This window comes from Streptomyces sp. NPDC051738 (genome assembly GCF_044453205.1).
Lineage (GTDB): Bacteria > Actinomycetota > Actinomycetes > Streptomycetales > Streptomycetaceae > Streptomyces.
Genome location: NZ_JBITCM010000002.1, coordinates 524,991 through 548,760, shown reverse-complemented (window position 1 = coordinate 548,760; position 23,770 = coordinate 524,991). Strand labels below are relative to the sequence as shown.

The window sequence follows — 23,770 nt, the reverse complement described above, 5'->3', positions numbered from 1 at the left end:
ACCTACCTCACGCTCACCACCTGCACGCCCGAGTACACCTCGAAGTACCGGCTGGTGGTGTGGGGCAAGCTCGTCTCCATACGGCCCCGGTAGCATCGGGGCTCCACGGTCAGGCCGGGGCACGGCTACACCGAACCCGGCTACTACCTCACGCTCACCACCTGCACGCCCGAGTACACCTCGAAGTACCGGCTGGTGGTGTGGGGCAAGCTCGTCTCCATACGGCCCCGGTAGCATCGGGACGAGCGCAGTGCGTGAGGATCTGTCGAGCGGTACGTCGATCGGTACTTCGAGCGGTACGAGGGGAGGGGCGCCGATGGTGCGGAGTCGGGCGAGTCTGCGTCCCGTCGCAGCGATGGTGCTGCTCTTCCTGGAAGTCGCGCTGCTCGACACCGGCAGCCTCTCCGCGACCGTCGCGCTCGCCGCGACCGCGGCCGCCGGTTCCGCGTTCGCCCTCTGCTCCCTGCTCGTCTCGCGTGCCGCGCCCGCCGTGGCGCCCACCAGGGTGCGTACGGCCATCCGCGACCGGGCCCGTCGTACCGCCTTCCTGCCCCAACGCGACCCCGACGCCTCGGGCCGGCCACGGCCCAGGGCACCCGGGCACGCCCTCCCGGCGACCGTCGCGTAGGGCACACGCACGAAACAGCAGCACAGCTCACACGTGTGACCCCGCGCGGGTCGTCATGCCGCCATGCCGATTCCCGGCATTTCCCGCATCACTCCGGCACGACGAGACCCTCGGAGGGCTCACCCATGTCCGTTTTCGCCGACCTTGTTCAGCGGCTGGCCGATCTGCTCGACCCCCTGTTCGGCGCCTCCGCGGCCGCCGCCGCGATCGTCCTGTTCACCGCCCTCGTACGGCTGCTCGTGCATCCGCTGTCCCGGGCCGCCGCGCGCGGGCAGAAGGCGCGGGCCGAGTTGCAGCCGAAGATCGCCGAGCTGCGCAAGAAGCACGCGAAGAACCCCGAGCGGCTCCAGCGCGCCGTGATGGAGCTGCACACCAAGGAGAAGGTGTCGCCGCTGTCCGGGTGCCTGCCCAGCCTGTTCCAGCTGCCCGCGTTCTTCCTCCTCTACCACCTGTTCTCGAACACGACGATCGGCGGGAAGGCGAACGAGCTGCTCACGCATCAGCTGCTCGCCGCGCCCCTCGGCGACCGGTGGGCGGACGCGCTCGGCGGTGGCGGGGTGTTCGGGGGCGCGGGGCTCGTGTACGTCGGGCTGTTCGCGGTCGTCACCTGCGTCGCCGCGTTCAACTACCGCCGTACGAAGCGGATGATGGCCGCGAATCCGGCGATGGCGGTGGCCGGCGGCGGGGAGGCGGTGCCGGGGAGGGGGGCCATGGGGGCCATGACCAAGGTCATGCCGTTCATGTCCTTCTTCACGCTCTTCACCGTGGCCGTGGTGCCGCTGGCCGCCGCGCTGTACGTCGTGACCAGCACGACGTGGAGCGCGGTGGAGCGGGCCGTGCTCTATCGCTGATCCTCGGGCTCGTGGTGGCCATGGCCCTCCGGTCCTTACGGTCCAGTACGTGAACCAGGTATTGCGGACTGGCCGTGGACCTTGGAGGATCGACCAGTCCTCCGATGGCTGCACACATCGGCGGGCGCCCCGCGATCGAGGGAGATTGTGACCATGAAGCTGCTGCGAGTCGGTACGGCGGGAGCGGAGACGCCTGCGCTGCTCGACGCCGAGGGGGTTCTGCGGGACCTCTCCGGTGTCGTCCCGGACATCGACGGAGCGCTGCTCGCCGACGATACGGCGCTGGGGCGGATCCGTGCGGCCGCGGACGCCGGGGAACTGCCCGAGCTGGACGCGGCCGGGCTGCGCGTCGGGCCGCCCCTGGCGCGGATCGGCAAGATCGTGTGCATCGGGCTGAACTACCACGACCACGCCCGCGAGACCGGCGCCGAGCCGCCCGCCGAGCCCGTCATCTTCTTCAAGGCCGCGGACACGGTCGTCGGGCCGAACGACACGGTGCTGGTGCCCCGGCGGTCGGTGAAGACCGACTGGGAGGTCGAGCTCGCGGTCGTCATCGGGCGTACGGCCCGCTATGTGGAGTCGGCCGAGGAGGCGCTCGCGCATGTCGCCGGGTACGCGGTGGCGCACGACGTGTCCGAGCGGGAGTTCCAGATCGAGCGGGGCGGGACCTGGGACAAGGGCAAGAACTGCGAGACGTTCAATCCGCTGGGGCCCTGGCTGGTGACGGCGGACGAGGTGCCGGACCCGCAGAACCTCTCCCTGAAGCTGTGGGTCAACGGGGAGTTGAAGCAGGACGGGACGACGGCGGAGCAGATCTTTCCGGTGGCGGAGGTCGTGCGGTACGTCAGCCAGTTCATGACGCTGTATCCCGGTGACGTGATCAACACGGGTACGCCGGCGGGGGTGGCGCTGGGGGCGCCCGAGCCGAAGCCGTTCCTGCGGGGCGGGGATGTGGTGGAGCTGGAGATCGAGGGGCTTGGTCGCCAGCGGCAAGAGTTCAAGGACGCGTAGGCGCTCCGCTGGGAGAGCCGGGGAACTGCGGGTTGTCCGTCGGCTGCGGGTTGTCCGTGGTTGCTCGCGCAGTTCCCCGCGCCCCTAAAGGGGCGTTGCCCTCAGGAATTCCTCCAGCGCCTCCACCACGAACCTGTGGTCCTCCAGCTGCGGCAACCCGCTCACCGTCACCGATCCGATGACTCCGGTGCCCTCGACGTTGATCGGGAACGAGCCCCCGTGCGCCGCGTAGGTGTCGGGGTCCAGGCGGGAGGAGTCCTCGAACGTCGTGCCCTTGGCGCGGAAGCGGGCGCCGACCAGGTAGGAGGCGGCGCCGTAGCGCTCCACCACCCGGCGCTTGCGCCCGATCCAGGCGTCGTTGTCGGGGGTGGAGCCGGGGAGGGCGGCGTGGAAGAGCTGCTGGCCGGCCCGGTGGATGTCGATGGCGACGGGGGCCTGGCGTTCGCGGGCCATGTCGACCAGCAGGGAACCGAGGGCCCAGGCGTCGTCGTAGCTGAACTGGCGGAAGACCAGGCGGCGTTCCTGGGCCTCCAGTTCCTCCAGGGGCGGGGTGATCTCCGGGTGGAACTTGGGGGTGATCTCCGGGTTGTGCGTCTTGCTGGGCATTACAGCGTCACCGCCACTCCGTCACGGGCCGAACGGCGCGCCGCCTCCAGTACGTCCAGGGCGGATGCCGCCTCCAGGGCCGTCACCGGGTTGGGGCCGCCGTGCAGCAGGGCCTTTGCCACGCCCGCATAGTAGGCGGGGTAGTCGCCGGGGAGGGTGGGTTCGACGCGGCCGCCGCCCGTGAGGGGGGACTCGCCGGAGCCCACTCGGCCCCACAGCGACTCGGGTTCCGTGCCCCAGTCCGCAGTCGTGTCCGGGCGCTGCCCCTCCCGCAGCGCCGCCTCCTGCGGGTCCAGGCCGTACTTGACGTAGCCCGCCTTCGAGCCCAGCACCCGGAAGCGGGGGCCGAGTTGGGCGGTCGTCGCGGAGGCGTACAGGTGGGAGCGGACGCCGCTCGCGTGGGTGAGGGCGATGAAGGTGTCGTCGTCCGTCTCGGCGCCGGGGCGGCGGATGTCGGTCTCGGCGTACACCCGCGTGACGGGGCCGAAGAGGACCAGCGCCTGGTCGACGACATGGCTGCCGAGGTCGTAGAGCAGACCTCCGATCTCTGCCGGGTCGCCGGACTCCCGCCAGCCGCCCTTGGTCTGGGGCCGCCAGCGCTCGAAGCGGGACTCGAAGCGCCATACGTCGCCCAGCTCGCCCTCGGCCAGGAGCTTACGGAGGGTCAGGAAGTCGTTGTCCCAGCGGCGGTTCTGGAAGACGGAGAGGAGCAGGCCGCGCTCCTCGGCCAGCGCCGCCAGCTCGCGCGCCTCGGCCGCCGTGCCGGCGATCGGCTTGTCGACGACGACGGGGAGGCCCGCCTTCAGGGCGGCGGTCGCGAGCGGGACGTGCGTCTTGTTGGGGGAGGCGATGACGACCAGGTCGAGGTCGGCGGCGCGGGCGAGCAGGTCGTCGGAGGTGGCGGCGACGCGTACCTCCGGGTGCTCGGCGCGGGCCTGCTCCTGCCGCTCGGGGTTCGACGTGACCACCGTGTCGAGGGTGAGCCCCTCGGTCGTGGCGATCAGCGGGGCGTGGAAGACGGAGCCTGCGAGGCCGTAGCCGACCAGGCCGACGCGGAGGGGAGTAGCACTCATGGGTCCCACTTTCGCAACGCTGTTGCCAAAGTGCAAGCGGCGGGGACAATGGGTGGCGTGAACAGGACGAAGGGCGGCAACGTCGGCACGGGCGGCGGTGTGGGCGGTGTGGGCGGTGCGGGTAGTGCCAGTGGTGCGGGTGGTGCCGGTGGTGTGAGTGGTGCGAGTGGTGGCGGTGTGAATCTGGGCGCCCTGCGCAGCCACAACACCGCGCTCGTGCTCGACCTGCTGCGCACGGCCGGCCCCGAGGGCATCAGCCGGCTCGAACTCGCCGAGCGCACCGGCCTCACCCCGCAGGCGGTCAGCAAGATCACCGCCCGACTGCGGGAGGACGGGCTCGCGGCGGAGGCGGGGCACCGGGCCTCGACGGGGGGCAAGCCGCGTACGGTGCTGCGGCTGGTGCCGGAGGCCGGGCACGCGGTGGGGGTGCATCTGGACCGGGACGAGCTGACGGCCGTGCTCTGCGATCTGACGGGTGCGGTGGTGGCCCGGCGCAGGACGCCGCTGGATCTGGGGGCCGGGGCGGAGACGGTCGTCGAGCGGGTCGTGCATGAGGTGGGGGAGCTGGTGGCCGGGGGCGGCCGGGGTGGTCAGGGGGGTCGGCCGCGGGCCGTGCTCGGCGTCGGCGTGGCGCTGCCCGGGCCGCTCGATCATCGGCGCGGGGTGCTGCACCGGGTCACCGGGTTCCCGGAGTGGAACGGCTTCCCGTTGCGGGACGTGCTCGTGCGGCGGCTCTCGCTGCCGGTCGTCGTCGACAAGGACACCAACGCCGCTGCTCTTGGGCTCGCGGTCGGGGGAGCGGCGGCGTCCGCCATGACCACGTTCGCCACGAACGCGCCCGTCACCTCCTTCGCGTACCTGCACTTCGGAGCGGGGCTCGGCGGGGGGCTCGTGATCGGGGGAGCGGTGCATCGGGGGGTCCGTACGGGCGCGGGGGAGTTCGGGCATCAGGTCGTCCAGCTGGATGGTCCGCCCTGCGGGTGCGGCAACCGTGGCTGCGTCGAGGCGTTGTGCCTGGCCGCTGTCGCGCGGGGCGACCTGGCGGAGGCGGCCCGCGTACTCGGCACCGCGGCCGGCAACCTGGTCGCGCTGCTCGACGTCGACCTGGTCCTGCTGGGTGGCCGTACGGTCGCCGCCGCCCCGGACACCTTCGTACGCGGGGTCGCCGCCGTCCTCGACGAACGCGCCCGGCGCGCGGGCGAGGAGGCGGTGCCGGTGCGGGTTGCCTCCGGCGGCGACCAGGGGGAGAGCGGGGTCGCCGAAGGCGCGGCCCAGCTGCTGCTGGCGCCACTTTTCGGGCGGGCCGACGCGTGAGGTGGGCCGAGACGTGAGGTGGGCAGACCCCGTGAGGCGCCGTCGCGTGGGCTGACCCGCATCCGCTGATCGAGCGGACTTGCACCGCCGTACGGAATGGCACCGCCCGAAAGCCGTAACCGCCCGGCATGGTCATGTGTTTATGCGACTGCGTACACCCGTCCCCCTCTGCCTCGCAGCAGCCACCCTGGTCGCCGCGGCGCCCCCGGTGCGCGCGGAACCCCAGGCCGAGCTGCCCAGCTGCGCCACCCCCGACCGGGACTTCCCCCTCGCCACCCGCCTCCACGGCGGCCCCGACTCCTACGCGGCCGGCGGCGGATTCGGCACCTGGTACCTGGACCTCACCAACACGACCGAACGGACCTGCACCGGCATCCACCCCGTGGTCGTCCTCGTCGACGGCAAGCGCACCCTCAAGCCGTCCCAGCCCCGCCTGGAGTTCTACGGCACTCAGGACGGCGCGCAGGATGGCACGCAAGACGGCACCCAGAACGACAGCCAGAACGACACCCGCCCCCACCCCGTCCGCTTCGAGGCCACCGACCAGAACGAACTCGTCGGCGCCTTCGACGGCTTCCCCGGCTTCACCGTCGGCCCCCGCAAGACCGTCACCGTGAAGGTCCGGCTCGCCATCACCTCGGACGCCGTACCGAACGAGGTCGTCGCCAACGCGGCCGTCGTCCAGCGTCATGAGGGCGACGGCGACTGGGTCGGCCAGTCCAACGACTACCGCTTCGCCATCGAAGCCGACCCGACCGGCGCGGCCACCGACCCGTCCGGCACGACCGCCCCCACCGAACCGGACGCCTCGACCGCCCCCGACGCCTCGCCGGCCCCGGGCACCGACGTCTCCCGCAACCAGCTCACCTTCGCCGACGAACTCGCCCGCACCGGCCTCGCCTCACGCCCCGGCGCCATCCTCGCCGCCACTGTCTCCCTCCTCCTGATCGGCGCCGGGTTCCTGCTCGTACGGCGGCGCCGCTGAAGCCGGGTCTGTCAGCTGGAGGCGACTCGGAGGCGACCCGAAGGCGCCGCCCGGTCCCCCCGCCCCATCTGCGACGATCCCTGCGTGGACTACCCGAACGACCAGGCCCCCGGCGCCCCCGTGCGCCACGGCATCCCCGAGCACGGCCGGATCCCGAAGTACTACGCGGTGAAGGCCCGGCTCGACGGCCTCATCGGCGAGCTCGGCGAGGGTGACCCGCTCCCCACCGAACGCGACCTCTCCGAGAGGTACGAGGTCGCCCGCGAGACCGTCCGGCAGGCGATCCGCGAACTGGTGCTGGAGGGCAAGCTGCGGCGGCAGGGGCGGGGCACGGTCGTCGCCGGGCCCAAGCTCGAACAGCCCCTCTCCCTCGCCAGCTACACCGAGGGCGTACGGCGCCAGGGGCGCACCCCCGGCCGTGGCCTGGTCACCCTGGACCGCTTCCCCTGCCCGGCCGCCCTCGCCGCGGAGACCGGCCTCGAACGCGGCGAACCCGTCTGGCACCTGGAGCGCGTCCTGCTCGCCGACGACGAGCGGGTCGGCCTGGAGAGCACCTACGTCGCCGTGGCCCGCGTGCCGCGGCTGGACGCCGACTTCGATCCCGACTCCTCCTTCTACGCCTTCCTCCACGGACAGGGCATCGCCTTCGGTGACGCGGACGAGCGCATCGAGACCGTGCTGGCCACCCCGCGCGAGGCCCTCCTCATCGGCACTCCGCCCGCCCTCCCGATGCTGCTGATCCACCGGGTGTCGAGGGACTCGGAGGGGCGGCCGCTGGAGCGGGTGCGGTCCCTCTACCGCGGCGACCGGTTCTCCTTCACCACGCATCTCCGCGGCTGAAAAGTCCGTAAATGAACCCATCTCGCACCGCCAACAGTGTCACGAAAAGATAACGGGTCTAGCCCAAACGTGATGGCCAGTTCACGCTCTCGTTGGTAGCCGGACCTTTCCGGTTCCCAGATCCCGAGGAGCGTGGCCGTCGTGAGAGTGATAGTCGTCGGAGCCGGCGTGGTGGGCACCATGCACGCCTGGCAAGCAGTGGAACGCGGCCATGAGGTCGTACAGATCGAGCGCGAGGCGGAGGCTCGCGGCGCCTCGTTGCGCAACTTCGGCCAGATCTGGGTGAGCGGACGCGCGGGCGGCGAGGAGCTGGACACCGCCCTGCGGGCGCGGGAGCTGTGGGAGGAGATCGGGGCGCGCGTCCCGGGACTCGGCTTCCGGCCGAACGGCTCCCTGACCCCCGTCCGCGGTGATCTCGAACTCGCCGTCGCCGAGGCCGCCGTGGCCCGCGAGGACGCCGCCGCCCGCGGCCACAAGCTGCTCACCGCCGACGAGGCGCGCGCCCTGAACCCCGCCCTGCGCGGCGAGTTCACCGCCGCCCTGTACTGCGAGCGCGACGCGGCCGTGGAGCCGCGCACCGCCCAACTCGCCCTGCGCGCCGAGCTGTTGAAGTCCCCGAACTACACCTTCCGGCCCGGCCGGGAGGTCCGCGAGGTCATCGGCCGCGGTGCCGTCCGCGACGACCACGGGGACGTGCACGGGGGCGACGTCGTCGTCCTGTGCACCGGCGCCTGGCTCGGCGGCCTCGTCCGCGAGCTGGCCGGACCCGACCTCCCCGTGCGCCGCGTCCGCCTCCAGATGATGCAGACCGACCCGCTCGGCGAGCCGCTGACCACGTCGGTCGCCGACGCGGACAGCTTCCGCTACTACCCGGCGTACGCCTCCGCCGCACTCGACCGGCTCAACGCCGGTCAGCCGCAGGCCGAGACCGCCGCGGCCCACCGTATGCAGCTGCTCATGGTCCAGCGCGCCGACGGCGGGCTGACCATCGGCGACACCCACGAGTACGAGCACCCCTTCGCCTTCGACACCGTCGAGGACCCCTACGACCACCTCACCGAGGTCGTCGAGTCCCTCCTCGGCCGCCCGCTGCCGAAGATCCGGCGCCGCTGGGCGGGGGTGTACGCGCAGTGCACCGACCCGGGGCGGGTCGTGCACCGGCAGCAGGTGCGCGACGGGGTGTGGCTGGTCACCGGGCCCGGCGGGCGCGGCATGACCTGCTCGCCCGCGATAGCCGAGACCACCGCGAACGGACAGGGTTGGTGAAGACAGTGACGCTCCATCAGGAGATACGGCTGGTCGTGCTCGACATGGCCGGTACGACCGTGGCCGACGGCGGCCTCGTCGAGCGGGCCTTCGCGGCGGCCGCAGCGGAACTGGGCGTCGAGCCCGGCAGTCCCGACCACGACGACAAGCTCGCCTACGTACGCGTCACCATGGGCGAGTCCAAGATCTCCGTCTTCCGGCACCTGTTCGGCGACGAGGAGCGGGCACAGCGCGCCAACGGCGCCTTCGAGAAGGCGTACGGCGAACTCGTCGACGGCGGGCTCGTCGCACCGGTCCCCGGCGCCCGCGAGGCCATCGAGGAACTCCGGGCCGATGGCCGCACCGTCGTTCTGACCACCGGCTTCGCCCGGGTCACCCAGGACGCCATCCTCGCCGCGCTCGGCTGGCAGGACCTGGTCCCCCTCACCCTGTGCCCCGCCGACGCGGGGGGCCGGGGGCGGCCGTACCCGGACATGGTCCTCACCGCGTTCCTGCGGACGCGAGCCGCCGACGCCGTCCGCCAGGTGGCCGTCGTCGGCGACACCTCGTACGACATGCTCAGCGGGGTCCGTGCGGGCGCGGGTGTCGTCGCCGGCGTCCTGACCGGCGCGCACGACGCGGAGGCGCTGCGGGCAGCCGGGGCGAGCCATGTCCTTGGCTCCGTCGCGGAGTTGCCCGGAGTGCTCGCGGGGGAAGGCACATGAACGGCGGCATCCGCTTCGACTCCGTCACCGTCGCCTACGACGGCAACGTCGTCCTCGACTCCCTCGACCTCACCGTCGAGCCCGGCGAGTTCATGGCGCTGCTCGGGCCGTCCGGCTCCGGAAAGACCACCGCGCTGCGGGCGGTCGCCGGGTTCGTACGGCCCGCCTCCGGGCGGGTGTTCCTCGGCGGGCGCGATGTGACCGGCCTGCCGCCGTACCGGCGGGGCATCGGGATGGTCGTCCAGCAGTACGCCCTCTTCCCGCACATGCGGGTCGAGGAGAACGTCGCCTTCGGACTGAAGGCGCAGAAGGCCCCGAAGGTGCCCAGGGCCGAGATCCGCGAACGGGTCGCCGAAGCCCTGGAGATGACCGGCATGGCCGCCTACGCCCGCCGTCACCCGCGCGAGCTGTCCGGCGGCCAGCAGCAGCGAGTCGCCATCGCCCGCGCGCTCGCCGTCCGCCCCGGCGTCCTCCTCCTCGACGAACCCCTCTCCGCCCTCGACGCCCGCCTGCGCTCCGGCATGCTCGCCGAACTGGCCCGGCTGCACCGCGAGTTGCCCGACGTGACGATCCTGTACGTCACCCACGACCAGATCGAGGCGCTCACCCTCGCCGACCGGATCGCGGTGATGGACAGGGCCCGCGTGCAGGCCTGCGGCACCCCGCGGGAGCTGTACCGCTCCCCGGCGAACGAGTTCACGGCGTCCTTCGTCGGCAACGCCAACCTGCTGCCGGTGACGGTGGGTTCGGGTGGGGTGACCTTCGGGGGCGGCGAGCTCAGGGTGGACACGGAGGGTGCGGCTCCGGGCGCGAAGGCGACCCTCTGCGTACGGCCCCACCTCGTCGGCCTCGGCGACGGGCCCAACCAACTCGCCGGCCGAGTGGGCGAGATCCAGTGGCGGGGGTCCACCCATCGGCTCTACGTCGACGTGGACGGCCAACGCGTCATGGCGGACGTACGCGAACTCAAGGACCCGCCCACGCACGGGGATTCGGTGACGCTGCACTTCGCACCCGAGGACGCGACGTTGCTGCCCGCAGGAGTCACCGATGCATAGGCGGCTGCTGTGGACGGTGCCACCCGTCGCCGTCCTGACCCTTCTCTTCCTCTACCCCCTCGCCCTCGTCCTCCAGCAGTCCGTCCAGCCCGACACCGGCGGCACCTCCCTGAAGCCGTATGCCGACGTCTTCGCCTCGGAGGCCTTCCGGCATGCTCTGTGGACCACCGTCTGGCTGGCGCTCGCCTCCACCGTCGGCTGTCTGGTGCTCGGGTTCGCGCTCTCGCTGGTCATCGCCTTCGTGCCGTTTCCCGGGGCGAAGGCGGTCGCCAGGTTCATCGACGTCTATCTCTCCTTCCCGTCCTTCCTCATCACGCTCGCCCTGCTGTTCATCTACGGCACGACCGGCATCGTCGGTTCCTTCCAGTTCCTCACCACGCCCTGGGGCGTGCTCCTCGCCGAGATCACCTACTTCACGCCCTTCGTCATACGACCCCTGCTCGCCGCCTTCTCCCAGCTCGACACCGCCCAGCTGGAGGCGGCCGGTTCGCTCGGCGCGCGCCCGCTGCGCATCGTGCGCCGGGTGATCCTCCCCGAGGCGGTGCCCGCCCTCGCCGCGGGCGGCAGCCTCGTGCTGGTCCTGTGCCTCAACGAGTTCGGGATCGTCCTGTTCACCGGCGCGAAAGGGGTCACGACCCTGCCGATGCTCGTCTACAGCAAGGCGATCCTGGAGTCCGACTACCCGGGCGCCTGTGTGGTCGCCGTCGTCAACGTCCTGATCTCCGTGGGTCTTTACGGCCTCTACCGGGTGGTGAGCCGCCGTGCTGGTGCATAGCCGCGGGGCCAAGTGGGCCGTATGGGCCCTGTTCCTCGTCCTCTTCCTGACCCTGTTCGCCCTGCCGCTCCTCGTCGTCCTCGGCGCCTCCTTCGCCACCAACTGGTCGAGCGCGCTGCCCTCCGGCTTCACGACCGGTCACTACAGCGCCGCCACCCGCGGTGAGGCCCTCAAGGCCCTCACCACCAGCCTCCTCACGGCCGCCGCCGCGAGCCTGCTCGCCCTGACCGCCGGTACCTGGGCGGCCCTCGCGGCGGCCGGGCTGAAGCGGCGGTACCGCAGGGTTCTCGATGCCCTCTTCGTCCTCCCGGTCGCCGTGCCCTCCGTGGTCGTAGGCCTCGCGATCCTGGTCGCCTTCTCCAAGCCGCCGTTCCTGCTCAACGGCACCCGGGAGATCGTGATCCTCTCCCACACCGTCCTGGTCACCGCCTTCGCCCACCAGTCCGTGTCCGCCGCCCTCGCCCGCCTCGACCCGGCGTACGAACAGGCCGCCGCCTCCCTCGGTGCCCGGCCCGCGTATGTCCTGTGGCGGGTCAGGCTCCCGCTCCTGCTGCCGTCGCTGACCGCCGCCGCCGGCCTCTGCTTCGCCCTGTCCATGGGCGAGTTGAGCGCCACGATGATGCTCTACCCGCCCGACTGGACCCCGCTCCCCGTCCTGATCTACGCGGCCACCGACCGCGGTTCCCTCTTCGTCGGCTCCGCCCTCGCGGTCGTCCTGATGGCGGCGACCCTGCTCGCGCTGTTCGCCGTGTCCCGCGTCCGCACCAGAGCCTCGTACCGCTGATCCCGTAAGCCCGAGCCCGCTCGCGAAAACCCTCAACGCGCAAGGAGTTCACCCCGCCATGCCCAGAAACAGCCTCAAGCTCGCGGTCGCCCTCTCCCTCCTCGCCACCCCGCTGCTGTCCGCCTGCGGCGGCAACTCGGCCGCCTCCGACGAGAAGGTCGTCACCGTCTACAGCGCCGACGGCCTCAAGGGCGAGAAGGGCGACGGCTGGTACGACCGCGTCTTCAAGGACTTCGAGCAGCAGACCGGCATCAAGGTCGAGTACGTCGAGGGCGGCTCCGGCGAGATGGTGCAGCGCGCCGCCCGGGAGAAGCCCAACCCGCAGGCCGACGTACTCGTCACGCTCCCGCCCTTCATCCAGCAGGCCGACGGCAAGGGCCTGCTCCAGAAGTACGCCCCGAAGGCCTCCGACCAGGTCAGCGGCGCCGACAAGGCGGCCGACGGCACCTGGACCTCGGTCGTCAACAACTACTTCGGGTTCATCTACAACAGGAACGAGCTGAAGCAGGCTCCCACCACGTGGGAGGAACTGCTCGACGGCTCGTACAAGAACAAGCTCCAGTACTCCACCCCGGGCGTCGCGGGCGACGGAACCGCCGTCCTCATCAAGGCGATGCACGACTTCGGCGGCGAGAAGCCCGCCATGGAGTACCTCGGCAGGCTCCAGGCCAACAACGTCGGCCCGTCCGCCTCCACCGGCAAGCTCGCCCCCAAGGTCGACAAGGGCGAACTCCTCGTCGCCAACGGCGATGTCCAGATGAACTTCGCCCAGTCCAGGTCCATGCCGAACCTCGGCATCTGGTTCCCGGCCAGGGAGGGCGGCAGGCCCACCACCTTCGCCCTGCCCTACGCCGCCGGCCTCGTCACCGACGCCCCGCACACCGAGAACGGCAGGAAGCTCCTCGACTTCATGCTGAGCCAGAGCGCCCAGCGGCAGGTCAGCGAGATCGGCGGCGGCTTCAGCGCCCGCGAGGACGTCAAGGCCACCGACGCCAACGCCGTCGCCCTCGCGAAGATCATGGACGGTGTCGAGGTCTTCGAGCCCGACTGGGACGACATCGAGGCGAACCTGACGACCTACGTCGAGGCCTGGAAGTCGGCCACCGGCAGCTGACGCCCGCCGACAGCTGACCCCCGCCGGTCAGCTCCCTCGCCCCCCTCCTCCCCGGCCTTCTCCCACCCTTCCCTCGGCCAACGCCCCCGCTTCTCCCTCGCGCAACGCCCCCGGGCACGACAACCGGGGGCGCTCGCCATGCCCGCGCACACCTGTCTCAGGAGGATCACGTGACACCACCGCTGTCCCGACGTACCGTCCTCACCGCCACCGCGGCGACCGCCACCACCGTGGCACTCGGCGCCTCCGCCGCCTCCCAGGCCCATGCCGTCCCCACGCTCCCGAAGGGCACCAGCAAGGACAAGGTGCTTCTCGTCGGCATGGACGGCCTGCGGCACGACCGCATCGACGCGGCCGACGCCCCGCACCTGAAGGCCATGATGAGCGAGGGCACGTACGGCACGTCGCTGCTGTACGCGGGCCCGATGGCCGCCACTTCGTCCGGCCCCGGCTGGTCCACCGTCTCCACCGGGGTCTGGCCCGACAAGCACGGCGTCAAGGACAACTCCTTCGCCGGCAAGAAGTACGACCGGTATCCCGGCCTGCTCGCCCGCCTCGCCCAGCTCCGGCCCGCGCTGTCCACCTACGCGGCCGTCGACTGGAAGCCCCTGGACACCCAGGGCACCGTCACCCCCGGCGCGGACGCGAAGCTTGTCCTCGACGGTGACCGCGACGGATACACCGGCCACGACGCCACCATCGCCGCCGAGACCGAGGCGATCATCCGCGACCAGAACCCGGACGTCCTGTTCGTCTACTTCGGCCAGTCCGACATCGTCGGCCACAACCAGGGCGCCGGCAGCCAGGCCTACCTCGACCAGATCGCCGTCCAGGACACCTACCTCGGCCGGCTGCGCGCCGCCATCAAGGCCCGGCCCGACCACGCCTCCGAGCGCTGGACGGTCATCGTCGTCACCGACCACGGCCACCTGGACGCGGGCGGCCACGGCGGTTCGTCGGTCGAGGAGCGGCGCACCTTCGTCCTCGCTACCGGGCCCGGCATCGCCGAGGGTGCGCGCCCCATCGACACCCGCCTCGTCGACGTCGTACCCACCGTCTTCAAGCACCTCGGCATCACCGTCGATCCCGCCTGGGGCCTGGACGGCACGCCCCTCCAGGAGCGCTCCGCCGACCCCTTCGACGCCCTGCGGCCCGCCCTGACCGCGCGGGTCGACGAGACCGGCATCCCGGCCGGCGTGCTCGGCTTCACGCACACCCCGCCCAGCGGATGGTCCGTCATCAACAACGCCATGGGCACCGGCGGCATGACCGAGTGGCGCGGCTGGGCCTTCGCCACCGACGAGTTCTGGTCCCGCACCCAGCGCGACCAGTGGCGTGAGCTCAACGTCCGCGCGCGGGGCGTCTTCGCGGTCGCCGACTCGGACGAGTGGGCCGACAAGACCTTCTCCGGCACCTACGACTCGACCCTCGTCACCCCCGCGTACGACGTCACCGGCAAGACCGAGGTGCGGCTCGACTTCACCACCCTCTACCGGCAGGAGGGCTCCCAGAGCGCCCAGATCCTCGCCTCCTTCAACGGCGGTACGCCCACCGTCGTCAGGAGCTACACCTCCGACGTCGTCTCCCAGCCGCAGTCCGTTTCCGTCGACGTTCCCTCCGGGGCCTCCACGGTGAGCTTCCGGTTCCGCTACACCGGGTCCAACAACTGGTACTGGGTGATCGACGGGGTCAGGATCAGCCAGTCCTGATTACGCTGGGGGCGTCGGTACGCCGTGGTTCCGGCGCCCCCGCCCATCCCGTATGCAGTACGCAGGCCAGGAGCACAGCAACATGGCAGACCGCAAGCCCATCGAGTCATGGCTCACCGACATGGACGGTGTGCTCATCCACGAGGGAGTACCGATCCCCGGCGCCGACGCCTTCATCAAGAAGCTGCGCGATTCCGGCAAGCCCTTCCTCGTCCTCACCAACAACTCGATGTACACCCCACGCGACCTGCACGCCCGGCTGAACCGCATGGGCCTCGAGGTGCCGATCGAGAACATCTGGACCTCGGCGCTGGCCACCGCCCAGTTCCTCGGCGACCAGCGGCCGGGCGGATCGGCGTACGTCATCGGCGAGGCGGGCCTGACCACCGCGCTGCACGACATCGGCTACATCCTCACCGACCACGACCCGGACTACGTCGTGCTCGGCGAGACCCGCACCTACTCCTTCGAGGCCATGACCAAGGCGGTCCGGCTCATCAACGCCGGCGCCCGGTTCATCTGCACCAACCCCGACGAGACGGGTCCGTCGACCGAGGGCCCGCTGCCCGCGACCGGCGCCGTCGCCGCGCTGATCACCAAGGCGACCGGCAAGCAGCCGTACTTCGCGGGCAAGCCGAACCCGCTGATGATGCGGACCGGCCTGAACGCCATCGGCGCCCACTCCGAGACCAGCGCCATGATCGGCGACCGGATGGACACCGACGTACTGGCGGGCATCGAGGCCGGCATGCAGACGTTCCTGGTGCTGACCGGCCTGACCCGGCCCGAGCAGATCGAGAACTTCCCGTACCGGCCGTCCAAGGTCGTGGACTCGATCGCGGACCTCGTCGACCGGATCTGAAACGGCGGCAACACGACCCGTACGGAGCAGTGCGGGCCCCATTGAGGATGCGGGGCCCGTGTTCCGGGGGGAGCCTCCAGATAACTGGAGGTTCACGATGGGATCACTGCGAGTCACTCTCTGCGCGATCGCCGCTCTGGGCGCGGTGGCCGTCATCCCGACGGCACACGCGGCGGACGGAGAGGCGGTCGGAGGTGTCTCGGTCAGTCCGTCGTCCCCGCACCCCGGCAGCGACATCGCGCTGCGCGTGAGCGGCTGCCCGCAGAGGACGGCGACGGCCGTCTCCGCGGCGTTCGTCGCCGACGCCCGCCTCACGGTCGGCGCCGACGGCACACTCGTCGGCGAGAGCCGCGTCCGCTCCACGCTGAAGGCGGGGACGTACGACGTGAAGGTCGCCTGCGGGGACACGCCGGGCGAGGGCGCGATCACCGTCGTACGGCAGACGGCGGACCGGTCCGGACAGCAGGGCGCGCAGCCGTCGGCCCCGGCCTCTCCCGTGGCCCCGGTCCAGGCGGGCGGCGGGGGCAGCGCAGACCTCGCCGTCGTGGACGCCCGCGCGGCCGGCCCCGGCACGGCGCACACGGTGACCGGGCTGCTCCTCGCGGGCGTCGCCGCCACGGCCGTCGCGCTCAGGAGCGCCCGCCGCAGCCGACAGCAGCGCGAGGCGTTCACCCGGGAGGCGGGTGGGCAGCGGTGACCGGCCCCAGAGGGTGTCTTCTGGATCATGCCGGCGTCGCGGGGTCTGGCACGCGCTCCCCCAGAGGGGGGACCCCCATCGCGTCGACTCCCTCCTCCGCCTTGCAGCTGCACGCTCCCCCACGCTCGAACCGGCTTCGCCCGGCTCGCGCGGGGGCACCCCCATCGCCCCCCGCTCGGCTCGGCCGATACGCACCGTTCCTTACAGCCGGCCTGATCCAGAAAACACCCCCTAGGCCGCGAGGCGGGCCGCGCTGACCATGTACGACGACGAACGTTCCTCGCACGGCGGCCGCCTGATGATGGGCGTGGCCTGGGCCGTGCTGCTGCTCGGGCTGTGGCTGTGGGGGCGGGAGGTCACCGAGGTACGGCAGGCCGTGTCCGCGCCGGTCTCGGGCGACGTCGCCGCGGTCGGACGGCCGCAGCAGGTGCGCCTGCCGACCGCCGCCCGGCCGATGGGGGACGCGTTGCCGCAGCGCCTCGACATCCCGGAGCTCGGCGTGCGGGCACCGGTCGCCGCCCGGGGACTCGACCCGCGGGGCGCCATCGATCCGCCGCCCTACGACCGGGCCGGTGACGTCGGCTGGTACGCGGCCGGGGTGAAGCCGGGGGCCGTCGGGGCCGCGCTGATGGTGGGGCACGTCGACACCGAGACCCGGCCCGCCGTCTTCCACCGGATCAGCGCGCTGAAGCCCGGCGCGACGGTGCGGGTGCTCCGCGACGACGGCAGGGTCGCCGAGTTCACCGTGGACAACGTGCGCGTCGTGGCCCGCGACCGCTTCGACGCCCACCAGGCCTACGGGGCCCACCACTTGGGCCGGGCCGAACTCCGCCTGATCACCTGCGGCGGCACCTTCGACCGCACGACCCGCAGCTACACGGCCAACGTGATCGTGTCGGCGTACCTCACGGGCACGGGGCTGTGACGCGGCCGTACTGCCCTGCCGCCCCACCTGGCCCGGTCGACGACCGCTCCCCCGAAGCCGCCGACCGGGCTGGTCCTCAACCGCGCGCACGGGCTGCGGGAGTAACCCGGCGACGGCGCGGGAGGTCTGGTGTGACCAGTGGGGGATTGTCCGACCGAGGGCTGGGGCCGTCCGGGGAAGACTCTAGAACGGATGGCCGCCGCGGCCTAGAGGTTCAGATGGCGGCGGGCGCCCGCCCGGCTTGCGAACGGAGAACGGGCCGGCTACGCGCGTGGCTCGCCGTCCCCGCGCCCCGCCTCCCGGCGCAACTCGGCGTCGTCCGCGACCCGGTCGATGACGGCCTGCGCGACCCGGTCCAGGGGCAGCTGACGGCGGCGCGCGTACTGGCGCATCGCCACGAAGGCATGGTCGGCCGCGGTGTTCCAGCGCTCGGCGAGCATGCCCTTGGCCTGCTCGATGCGCACCCGGCTGGACAGCGCCTGCTGCAACTGACCGGCGAGGGTGCGGCATTGGACGTATGTGTCATGGTTCCGCAGCCCGAGAGCCGTGCAGTCGGCGATGAGCTGGGCCAGCCGCAGCTCCGTGCCGTCGCCGGAAGCGGTGTCGCCGGGCGGGGCGGCCTCGGCGGGAAGCGCGGCCACGAAGACGTTGAGCGCCCCCAGCAGCCGCTCATGGCGGCGTACCGGCACCGCGAAGGTGCCGACGATGCCGTGGGCCAGCGCCCGCTCCGTGAACTCCGGCCAGCGGGCGGCGGTCGGGGCCGCCCCGATCGAGACCGGCGACACCGGCCGTCCTGAGCCGTAGCTGTCCAGGCAGGGCCCGCCGCCGCGCTGGGCCCGCAGCAGATCGAGCGCGACCTCCCGGTGTGCGTCGCTCGCCGTCAGCGACACCGTCCCGCCCTCGTCGATCAGCATGAACCCGGCCGCCCGCGCGCCCAGCAGCCGCACACAGTGGTCGGCGACGCGAGGTAAGTAGTGTGCGGCCTCGAAGTCGTCGACGAGGGTGTCCGCCGACTCCACCAACGCCTCCGCCAGCCGTATCTCCCGGGTGGACCGGTGCATGACGCACCCTCCCCTTCCCCTGTTCTCCCCTGTGGACCGCGCCCTATGGACGCGCAACCTACTCTGCTCGTCCGAGCTGTGCCGGGGAGCCGTACCGGTGGCTGTAACAGCTCTCCGACAAGGCTCGGCGACCTCGTGTGTCCCACGGCGGGTATGTCAGGATTGAGCCTTGGAACAGTGCACCCAAGGGGGAGTTGGATGTACCTGAAGAGGGGGGCCTCGAGGGGCGCTCGTGCGCGGACGTTCGCGGTCGCGCTGGGGGCGGCACTGCTGGTCGCGGGCTGTTCGTCCTCGGGGGACGGCGAAGAGCCCCAGGACGGCGCCGGGATCAGTCAGCAGCCCAAGGGCACCGACCCGTTCTGGGTGAACCCGGACGGGAACGCGGCGCAGCAGGTCGTGACCTACCAGAAGGACGGCAAGAAGGAGGACGCCGAGGAGATCCGCAAGATAGCCGAGCAGCCGACGGGCGAGTGGATCAGCCCGGAGAGCCCTGAGGAGCAGGCACGCGGCTTCACCGAGGCGGCCGACAAGGCGGGCCGCACGGCGCTGCTCGTCCTCTACAACATCCCGCACCGCGACTGCGGCCAGTTCTCGGAGGGCGGCGCCGCGGACGGCAACGCCTACCGGGCGTTCGTCGACAGCGTCGCCAAGGGCATCGGCGACCGTGAGACGACGGTGATCCTGGAGCCGGACGCGGTACTGCACATGGTCGACAACTGCACGGCCCCGGAGTACCACGAGGAGCGCTACGACCTCCTGAGCGGCGCCGTCGCCAAGCTCAAGTCCCTGAAGAACACCAAGGTCTACCTGGACGCGGGCAACGCCGGCTGGGGTCACCCGGACCAGATCTTCGACCCGCTGAAGCGGGCGGGCATCGACCAGGCCGACGGGTTCTCGGTCAACGTCTCCAACTTCTACACGACCGAGGACTCGATCACGTACGGCAAGGAGCTCTCCGCCAAGGTGGGCGACAAGCCCTTCGTCATCGACACCAGCCGCAACGGCAACGGCCCCTACACCGAGGGCAACCCGGACGAACGCTGGTGCAACCCACCGGGCCGCGCACTGGGCGAGACCCCGACGACGAAGACGACGGACCCGCTGGTCGACGCGTATGTGTGGGTCAAGCGCCCGGGCGAGTCGGACGGCGAGTGCAAGGGCGGGCCGAAGGCGGGGGAGTGGTGGGCGGACTACGCCTTGAAACTCGCCAAGGCGACAACGCCCTAGGGGCGCGGGGCTGTGACATATGCGGCTCCGCCGCGTGTGCGCGACCAGCCACAGCGCTCCCGCACCCTAAGAACAACCTGCGGGAGCGCTACGGCACCTTCACCCACTGCGCCTTGCTCGGCGTCCCCTGATCATCCGTCACGAACAGCATGTACCACCCCGACGGCACCAGATTCCGATTCGTCGGCACACTCACCGTGATCTTGTCCCCGGACTTCTTGAAGTCCAGCGCGACCGATCGCTGATCCACGTCCGTGACATGCGTCGACGCACTCGGCCGAATCAGCCGCACGTTCTCGATGGACGACGCGTGCTGCGAACCGAACGTGCCCGTCCCACCGCGCTTGATGGTCTGCGGCCCACCCGACAGCGACGGCTGCGCGTCCCGGTAGAGATACGGCGGCGTGTAGATCTCGATCCGCTGCTCGAACTTCCCCGGCTTGGTGTTGGCCTTGTCGGCGTACAGCGAGTCCGAGCCGAAGAACATCACACGGCCGTCGGGCAGCAGGATCGACCCGGAGTGGTAGTTGCGGCCCACCAGCGGGTCGGCGACCCGGTCCAGGGCGCCCGTGCCCGCGTTGTACAGGTGCGCCTGGAGGATGTTGGAGTCCCCGCGGCCCCGGTAGTCCTCGGAACCACCGGACACCAGCACGGTGTCGTCCGGCAGCACAGAAGCCTGCGGATACCGCGTGCCCTTCTCCAGCGGCGGCCCGTCCACGAACTTCGGGTCGTCGTCCTTCAGATCGATGAGCCGCGTCTTCTCGCTGGACTCCTTGGACTCGCCGACGCCACCGCCGCCGATCACCATGTACTTCTCGTCCTGCGCCGGCGGCAGCAGCACGGTTCCCGCGGTCTCCATCAGCTTGGGATCGCTCAGCCCGGGCAGCTTGGTGAACTTGTTGGTGGCGACGTCCCAGATGCCCGGGTCGCGGCCCACGTTGTCGGGGCCGTAGCCCGCGTTCGCACCCGAGTAGAAGATCTTGCCGTTCTCCAGCGGGAACAGCGCCGGGTACGTCGGGAACTGCCGTACCTTCGGCGTGTACGTCCACTTCTTGGTCTTCGGGTCGTACAGCTCGTTCTTGCCCGGCACCAGCTGGCCGATGTCGTCGAGGCCGGAGACGCTGAGGATCTTGCCGTCGCCCAGGGTGGTGAGCGTCGGGTACCAGCGGGCCTCCTTCATCGGGTCGACCTTGATGTACTTCTCGGCGACCGGGTCGAACTCGTAGGCGTCCCGGATGCCCTGGAAGTCCTTCTTGTCGAGGGCGAGCTTCTGCGCGATGCCGTACGTGTTGCGCGCGTCGGCGCCGGTCAGGCCCTGGATGCGGTAGTTGTCCTGGGTGCCGGTCTCGTACTTGGCGCCCTTCTTCTGCGCCTCGACGTAGATCCGGCCGAGGCCGGGGTCGTTGCGCAGGAACTTGCCGGTCGCCTTGTCGAAGACCTTCTTCGCGCGCGGCACCAGCACCGGGTCCTTGGAGACGAAGGTCTGGCCGTTCTCCTTGCCGGTGAACTTGGTGCCCGCGGGCAGCGTGATCGGCTCGTCCGGGTTCTCGTTGTGGACGATCATCAGGCCGCCGGCCTTGGTGACGTCACCCTTGAGCTTCTCGTAGCGCTTCGTACCGCCCGCGATCAGCAGGTTGCCGTTGGCCAGCTGGGTGTGGCCGGTGCAGAACAGGTCGTTCGGCGTCGGCACCTTCTTGATCGTGCCCTTGACCGGGTCCCAGATCCGGGTGTCGTACTTCTTCGCGTCGAAGTTGTCCTGATTGTTGCCCGAGCCCGCGATCAGCAGCACCTTGCCGGTGTGCAGGAGCGCCGCGTGGATGGTGTTCTGGCGGTACTTCTCGGGGAAGTCGACGATCTCCCACTTGCCGTTCTCGGCTTTGTACTCGGGTCTGTTGATTTGGTACTGGTGGTATTTCTCGGTGCCGACGCGGTACAGCCACGGCCCGTTCATTCCGGCCAGCGCGAGCACCACCGCCGTGCCTATCGCGAGTCGACGAGCACGGCGGCGGCCTGCACGGTCGTTCATTCCTTACGTCCCCCAAGTCCACCCAGGGCAATTTGCATGGTCTGATCGTTGCCTGAGGTGCCGCCGCCGTTCGACGCGGCCCAACTCGGCTTGTGCTGGCCGTGGGGCGCGTGCTGTGCGGCGTGCGTGGGCAGCGGCAGCGGCTGCGGCTGGTACGGGACCGAGGTCGGGCCCGTCGCCACCGCCTCCTGCGGCCCGGTCTGCGCGGGCACCGTGGCGGACGGCTTCTTCTTGTCCTGCCGCAGCATGTAGCGCCAGGCGAAGATCGGCGTCGCCGTGATCAGCATGGCGAAGGTCGCCCAGATGATCATCGCGGGGTGCGAGTGCCCGTACACGAAGCCGGCGGTGATCGACGCACCGAAGATCGCGATGAAGTACCAGTGATACCGGAAGGTCCCGAACCACCGGTCGGGGCTCGCGGAGTCGCCCTTGGGGGTGACCACGAACTTGCTCTTCTTGCGCAGCACCGAGTCGACCAGCGCCTTCGCGTACAGCGGCGCGGACAGCGCGGACATCACCATGCCGGCCACACCGCCGGAGCCCTCGGGCTCGTGCGGCGAGACGTTGTGGCGGCGGTTCCAGACGTACAGGCCGATCTGCAGCGCGGAGGCGTTGCCGTAGAGCATCAGCCAGATCGTCGGGTCGATGTTCACACCCGAGGCGCCCAGGCCCAGGAACAGCGCACAGCTCAGCGCGGCCAGGATCCAGTTGAGGGCCGACATCGGGTAGAAGATGATCATCATCGTGTAGTTGAAGAGCTTGCTCGGCGGCAGCGAGTACCAGCCCTTCCAGTACTGCTTGAGGATCGTCTCGTACGTCCCTCGCGACCAGCGCATCTGCTGGGTGAAGAAGTCCGTCCAGGCGCTGGGACCCTCACCGACGGCGAGCACGTCCGGCGTGTACACGGATCGCCACTTCTTCCCCGTAGCCGGGTTCTTGTGGCGGTGGATTTCAAACCCGGTCGCCATGTCCTCGGTGATCGAGTCGTACAGACCGCCGATCTGCTTGAGCGCCTTGATGCGTACGGCGTTGGACGTACCCACGAACATCGGGGAGCCGTACTTGTTGCCCGCCCGCTGGATCAGGGCGTGGAAGAGGAACTGCTGCGACTCGGCGGCCTTGGTGACGAAGTTGTCGTAGTTGCCGTACACCTGCGGCCCGATGACGAAGCCGACGTTCGGGTCGCGGAAGAAGCCGAGCATCCGCTCCAGGTAGTTGGGCAGCGGCACGTGGTCGGTGTCGACCGAGGCGAAGAAGTCGTAGTCGTCGCCGTGGGCGTCGAGCCAGGCGTTGTAGTTGCCGTGCTTGGTCTTGGCGCGGTGCGGGCCCTTGGCCTGGTTCCACTTGGCGACGCCCTTGCGGGAGAAGTGGTGCACGCCGAGCCGCCGGCAGACCTCCTTGACCTCCGGGTCGTCGCCCTCGTCGAGCAGCCAGACGTGCAGCAGGCCCCGGTGGCGCAGCTTGACGGCCGCCTCCAGGGTCTTCGTCACCATGTCCAGCGGCTCCTTGCCGGGCACGAAGGAGGTGAGGAAGGCCACTCTCGTGCCGGTCTCCGGCACCACCGGGATCGGGTCGCGGGCGACCAGCGTGGCGTGCGCGTTGGACAGCACGTTCATGCAGCGGAAGAACTCGATCAGACCGATCGAGACCAGCATGACCATGTCGAGCGCCGGCAGGAAGTCGAAGGCGGGGTAGTCCCGTTCGGTCCAGTGCTCGGGCTGCAGCAGCCAGAACAGCAGGACCAGCGAGAGCACCGGGGCCGCGGCGAGCATCAGCGCGACCCTTATCCGGTGCGGCTCCTGTGAGATCAGCGTGCGGTACTCGACCCGGTACGGCTTGTTCGGGTCGGGCTGGGTGAGGGGACCGGCCAGCCGGCTGTAGTGCTCGTAGTCGTACTTCGGCAGCGTCTTCTTGATCCGGCGAAAGGCCCCGGTCCGGGTTTGCGATGGCACCCTGAGCTGGGTTGTCTGAGACGGGTCGAAGTTCTGCCGGGCGCCCGTCGGCGTCGACGTCATGAGTCATCCCCCCACACGCAGGTCAACCGCGTGTCTGTCGGTTCCTTACGACTGTGTCGATCCCCCTCGACCTCCACAGGCGTATCAGTGGTGGGCCGCAGTCACCACATCTTCCACACCTTAGACATGGAAACGCGACCTTCCGGTTGCATCATGCCCCCCTCGGCATGCGGTCATGAACGGGGCCCCCTACTCCCCGCAAAAACCGGCAACCGGCTCCTTGCCCCCCAACTGCCGCG

Annotated in this window: 22 protein-coding genes and 1 pseudogene; 18 read left to right on the top strand and 5 right to left on the bottom strand. The window is 70.7% G+C overall.

The genetic code is table 11. The annotated features are described in order from the left end of the window. The 4 genes and pseudogenes from ACIA8X_RS07030 to ACIA8X_RS07015 all read left to right on the top strand — a co-directional run. Window positions 1–93 (top strand): annotated as a pseudogene (locus tag ACIA8X_RS07030) (class E sortase); the annotation flags it as partial. Window positions 94–316: 223 nt separating this feature from the next. Then, complete coding sequence (locus tag ACIA8X_RS07025; RefSeq protein WP_393457446.1) at window positions 317–628, top strand: DUF6412 domain-containing protein; 312 nt, start codon at window positions 317–319, stop codon at window positions 626–628. Window positions 629–753: 125 nt separating this feature from the next. Next, a complete protein-coding gene (locus tag ACIA8X_RS07020) occupies window positions 754–1,479 on the top strand; it encodes a YidC/Oxa1 family membrane protein insertase (RefSeq protein ID WP_393457449.1) in 726 nt (241 codons plus the stop codon). A 153-nt stretch (window positions 1,480–1,632) separates the two neighbouring features. After that, the gene (locus ACIA8X_RS07015) at window positions 1,633–2,490 is read left to right on the top strand and encodes a fumarylacetoacetate hydrolase family protein (protein ID WP_393457452.1); all 858 of its coding nucleotides are present in this window, start codon (window positions 1,633–1,635) and stop codon (window positions 2,488–2,490) included. An 84-nt stretch (window positions 2,491–2,574) separates the two neighbouring features. On the opposite strand, the gene ACIA8X_RS07010 is transcribed toward ACIA8X_RS07015, so the two are convergent. Both ACIA8X_RS07010 and ACIA8X_RS07005 read right to left on the bottom strand, forming a co-directional pair. Further along, window positions 2,575–3,096, bottom strand: a complete 522-nt coding sequence (locus ACIA8X_RS07010) for a heme-degrading domain-containing protein (RefSeq protein ID WP_399457932.1) — start codon at window positions 3,094–3,096, stop codon at window positions 2,575–2,577. Beyond that, complete coding sequence (locus ACIA8X_RS07005; protein WP_399457931.1) at window positions 3,096–4,169, bottom strand: Gfo/Idh/MocA family oxidoreductase; 1,074 nt, start codon at window positions 4,167–4,169, stop codon at window positions 3,096–3,098. The genes ACIA8X_RS07010 and ACIA8X_RS07005 overlap by 1 nt, the downstream gene beginning before the upstream one ends. 99 nt (window positions 4,170–4,268) lie before the next feature. Here ACIA8X_RS07005 and ACIA8X_RS07000 point away from each other — a divergent pair, with 99 nt between their 5' ends. The 13 genes from ACIA8X_RS07000 (at window position 4,269) to ACIA8X_RS06940 (ending at window position 17,202) form a co-directional block, all read left to right on the top strand. Beyond that, complete coding sequence (locus ACIA8X_RS07000; RefSeq protein ID WP_399457979.1) at window positions 4,269–5,483, top strand: ROK family protein; 1,215 nt, start codon at window positions 4,269–4,271, stop codon at window positions 5,481–5,483. A 142-nt stretch (window positions 5,484–5,625) separates the two neighbouring features. Continuing rightward, on the top strand, window positions 5,626–6,468 hold the full coding sequence (locus tag ACIA8X_RS06995; protein WP_399457930.1) for a hypothetical protein: 843 nt from the start codon (window positions 5,626–5,628) through the stop codon (window positions 6,466–6,468). Window positions 6,469–6,552: 84 nt separating this feature from the next. Then, entirely contained in the window at window positions 6,553–7,308 is a 756-nt protein-coding gene (locus tag ACIA8X_RS06990; RefSeq protein ID WP_393457467.1) for a GntR family transcriptional regulator, read from the top strand. A 141-nt stretch (window positions 7,309–7,449) separates the two neighbouring features. Continuing rightward, window positions 7,450–8,574 carry a TIGR03364 family FAD-dependent oxidoreductase gene (locus ACIA8X_RS06985; RefSeq protein WP_399457929.1) on the top strand — a complete coding sequence of 375 codons (1,125 nt, stop codon included), beginning with the start codon at window positions 7,450–7,452 and terminating at the stop codon, window positions 8,572–8,574. Then, the gene (locus ACIA8X_RS06980) at window positions 8,571–9,278 is read left to right on the top strand and encodes a phosphonatase-like hydrolase (protein WP_399457928.1); all 708 of its coding nucleotides are present in this window, start codon (window positions 8,571–8,573) and stop codon (window positions 9,276–9,278) included. Before ACIA8X_RS06985 ends, ACIA8X_RS06980 begins: the two co-directional genes overlap by 4 nt. Beyond that, window positions 9,275–10,336 (top strand): ABC transporter ATP-binding protein, encoded by a 1,062-nt coding sequence (locus ACIA8X_RS06975; RefSeq protein ID WP_399457927.1) that lies wholly within the window; start codon window positions 9,275–9,277, stop codon window positions 10,334–10,336. The genes ACIA8X_RS06980 and ACIA8X_RS06975 overlap by 4 nt, the downstream gene beginning before the upstream one ends. Then, the gene (locus tag ACIA8X_RS06970) at window positions 10,329–11,111 is read left to right on the top strand and encodes a 2-aminoethylphosphonate ABC transporter permease subunit (protein WP_393457476.1); all 783 of its coding nucleotides are present in this window, start codon (window positions 10,329–10,331) and stop codon (window positions 11,109–11,111) included. Before ACIA8X_RS06975 ends, ACIA8X_RS06970 begins: the two co-directional genes overlap by 8 nt. Then, window positions 11,098–11,895 carry an ABC transporter permease gene (locus tag ACIA8X_RS06965; RefSeq protein WP_399457926.1) on the top strand — a complete coding sequence of 266 codons (798 nt, stop codon included), beginning with the start codon at window positions 11,098–11,100 and terminating at the stop codon, window positions 11,893–11,895. Before ACIA8X_RS06970 ends, ACIA8X_RS06965 begins: the two co-directional genes overlap by 14 nt. Before the next feature lie 58 nt (window positions 11,896–11,953). Further along, a complete protein-coding gene (locus tag ACIA8X_RS06960) occupies window positions 11,954–13,009 on the top strand; it encodes a 2-aminoethylphosphonate ABC transporter substrate-binding protein (protein WP_399457925.1) in 1,056 nt (351 codons plus the stop codon). 170 nt (window positions 13,010–13,179) lie between these two features. After that, window positions 13,180–14,718: an alkaline phosphatase family protein gene (locus tag ACIA8X_RS06955; RefSeq protein ID WP_399457924.1), complete on the top strand. Its 1,539-nt coding sequence runs from the start codon at window positions 13,180–13,182 to the stop codon at window positions 14,716–14,718. Window positions 14,719–14,800: 82 nt separating this feature from the next. Continuing rightward, window positions 14,801–15,580 carry an HAD-IIA family hydrolase gene (locus ACIA8X_RS06950; RefSeq protein WP_393457485.1) on the top strand — a complete coding sequence of 260 codons (780 nt, stop codon included), beginning with the start codon at window positions 14,801–14,803 and terminating at the stop codon, window positions 15,578–15,580. A 97-nt stretch (window positions 15,581–15,677) separates the two neighbouring features. Further along, complete coding sequence (locus tag ACIA8X_RS06945; RefSeq protein WP_393457488.1) at window positions 15,678–16,277, top strand: hypothetical protein; 600 nt, start codon at window positions 15,678–15,680, stop codon at window positions 16,275–16,277. A 259-nt stretch (window positions 16,278–16,536) separates the two neighbouring features. Beyond that, entirely contained in the window at window positions 16,537–17,202 is a 666-nt protein-coding gene (locus ACIA8X_RS06940) for a class F sortase (RefSeq protein ID WP_393457491.1), read from the top strand. Window positions 17,203–17,465: 263 nt separating this feature from the next. Here the strand turns inward: ACIA8X_RS06940 and ACIA8X_RS06935 are convergent, their stop codons facing one another. Further along, on the bottom strand, window positions 17,466–18,263 hold the full coding sequence (locus tag ACIA8X_RS06935; RefSeq protein ID WP_399457923.1) for a GAF and ANTAR domain-containing protein: 798 nt from the start codon (window positions 18,261–18,263) through the stop codon (window positions 17,466–17,468). Between the two features lie 198 nt (window positions 18,264–18,461). On the opposite strand from ACIA8X_RS06935, the gene ACIA8X_RS06930 reads away from it, so the two are divergent. Next, window positions 18,462–19,490 (top strand): glycoside hydrolase family 6 protein, encoded by a 1,029-nt coding sequence (locus ACIA8X_RS06930; RefSeq protein ID WP_399457922.1) that lies wholly within the window; start codon window positions 18,462–18,464, stop codon window positions 19,488–19,490. Window positions 19,491–19,578: 88 nt separating this feature from the next. Here ACIA8X_RS06930 and ACIA8X_RS06925 read toward each other — a convergent pair whose 3' ends face one another. Both ACIA8X_RS06925 and ACIA8X_RS06920 read right to left on the bottom strand, forming a co-directional pair. Then, window positions 19,579–21,516 carry a galactose oxidase-like domain-containing protein gene (locus ACIA8X_RS06925; protein WP_399457921.1) on the bottom strand — a complete coding sequence of 646 codons (1,938 nt, stop codon included), beginning with the start codon at window positions 21,514–21,516 and terminating at the stop codon, window positions 19,579–19,581. Next, window positions 21,513–23,531, bottom strand: a complete 2,019-nt coding sequence (locus ACIA8X_RS06920) for a glycosyltransferase family 2 protein (RefSeq protein WP_399457920.1) — start codon at window positions 23,529–23,531, stop codon at window positions 21,513–21,515. Before ACIA8X_RS06920 ends, ACIA8X_RS06925 begins: the two co-directional genes overlap by 4 nt. Window positions 23,532–23,770: the final 239 nt, after the last annotated feature.

Excerpts from the sequence above, each read along its gene's own strand:
- ACIA8X_RS07005 (WP_399457931.1), bottom strand. The coding sequence starts at position 4,169 with ATGAGTGCTACTCCCCTCCGCGTCGGCCTGGTCGGCTACGGCCTCGCA.
- ACIA8X_RS06930 (WP_399457922.1), top strand. The coding sequence starts at position 18,462 with ATGTACCTGAAGAGGGGGGCCTCGAGGGGCGCTCGTGCGCGGACGTTC.
- ACIA8X_RS07010 (WP_399457932.1), bottom strand. The coding sequence starts at position 3,096 with ATGCCCAGCAAGACGCACAACCCGGAGATCACCCCCAAGTTCCACCCG.
- ACIA8X_RS06975 (WP_399457927.1), top strand. The coding sequence starts at position 9,275 with ATGAACGGCGGCATCCGCTTCGACTCCGTCACCGTCGCCTACGACGGC.
- ACIA8X_RS07020 (WP_393457449.1), top strand. The coding sequence starts at position 754 with ATGTCCGTTTTCGCCGACCTTGTTCAGCGGCTGGCCGATCTGCTCGAC.
- ACIA8X_RS06995 (WP_399457930.1), top strand. The coding sequence starts at position 5,626 with ATGCGACTGCGTACACCCGTCCCCCTCTGCCTCGCAGCAGCCACCCTG.
- ACIA8X_RS07015 (WP_393457452.1), top strand. The coding sequence starts at position 1,633 with ATGAAGCTGCTGCGAGTCGGTACGGCGGGAGCGGAGACGCCTGCGCTG.
- ACIA8X_RS06945 (WP_393457488.1), top strand. The coding sequence starts at position 15,678 with ATGGGATCACTGCGAGTCACTCTCTGCGCGATCGCCGCTCTGGGCGCG.
- ACIA8X_RS06960 (WP_399457925.1), top strand. The coding sequence starts at position 11,954 with ATGCCCAGAAACAGCCTCAAGCTCGCGGTCGCCCTCTCCCTCCTCGCC.
- ACIA8X_RS06970 (WP_393457476.1), top strand. The coding sequence starts at position 10,329 with ATGCATAGGCGGCTGCTGTGGACGGTGCCACCCGTCGCCGTCCTGACC.
- ACIA8X_RS06940 (WP_393457491.1), top strand. The coding sequence starts at position 16,537 with ATGTACGACGACGAACGTTCCTCGCACGGCGGCCGCCTGATGATGGGC.
- ACIA8X_RS06950 (WP_393457485.1), top strand. The coding sequence starts at position 14,801 with ATGGCAGACCGCAAGCCCATCGAGTCATGGCTCACCGACATGGACGGT.
- ACIA8X_RS06935 (WP_399457923.1), bottom strand. The coding sequence starts at position 18,263 with ATGCACCGGTCCACCCGGGAGATACGGCTGGCGGAGGCGTTGGTGGAG.
- ACIA8X_RS06920 (WP_399457920.1), bottom strand. The coding sequence starts at position 23,531 with ATGACGTCGACGCCGACGGGCGCCCGGCAGAACTTCGACCCGTCTCAG.
- ACIA8X_RS06925 (WP_399457921.1), bottom strand. The coding sequence starts at position 21,516 with ATGAACGACCGTGCAGGCCGCCGCCGTGCTCGTCGACTCGCGATAGGC.
- ACIA8X_RS07025 (WP_393457446.1), top strand. The coding sequence starts at position 317 with ATGGTGCGGAGTCGGGCGAGTCTGCGTCCCGTCGCAGCGATGGTGCTG.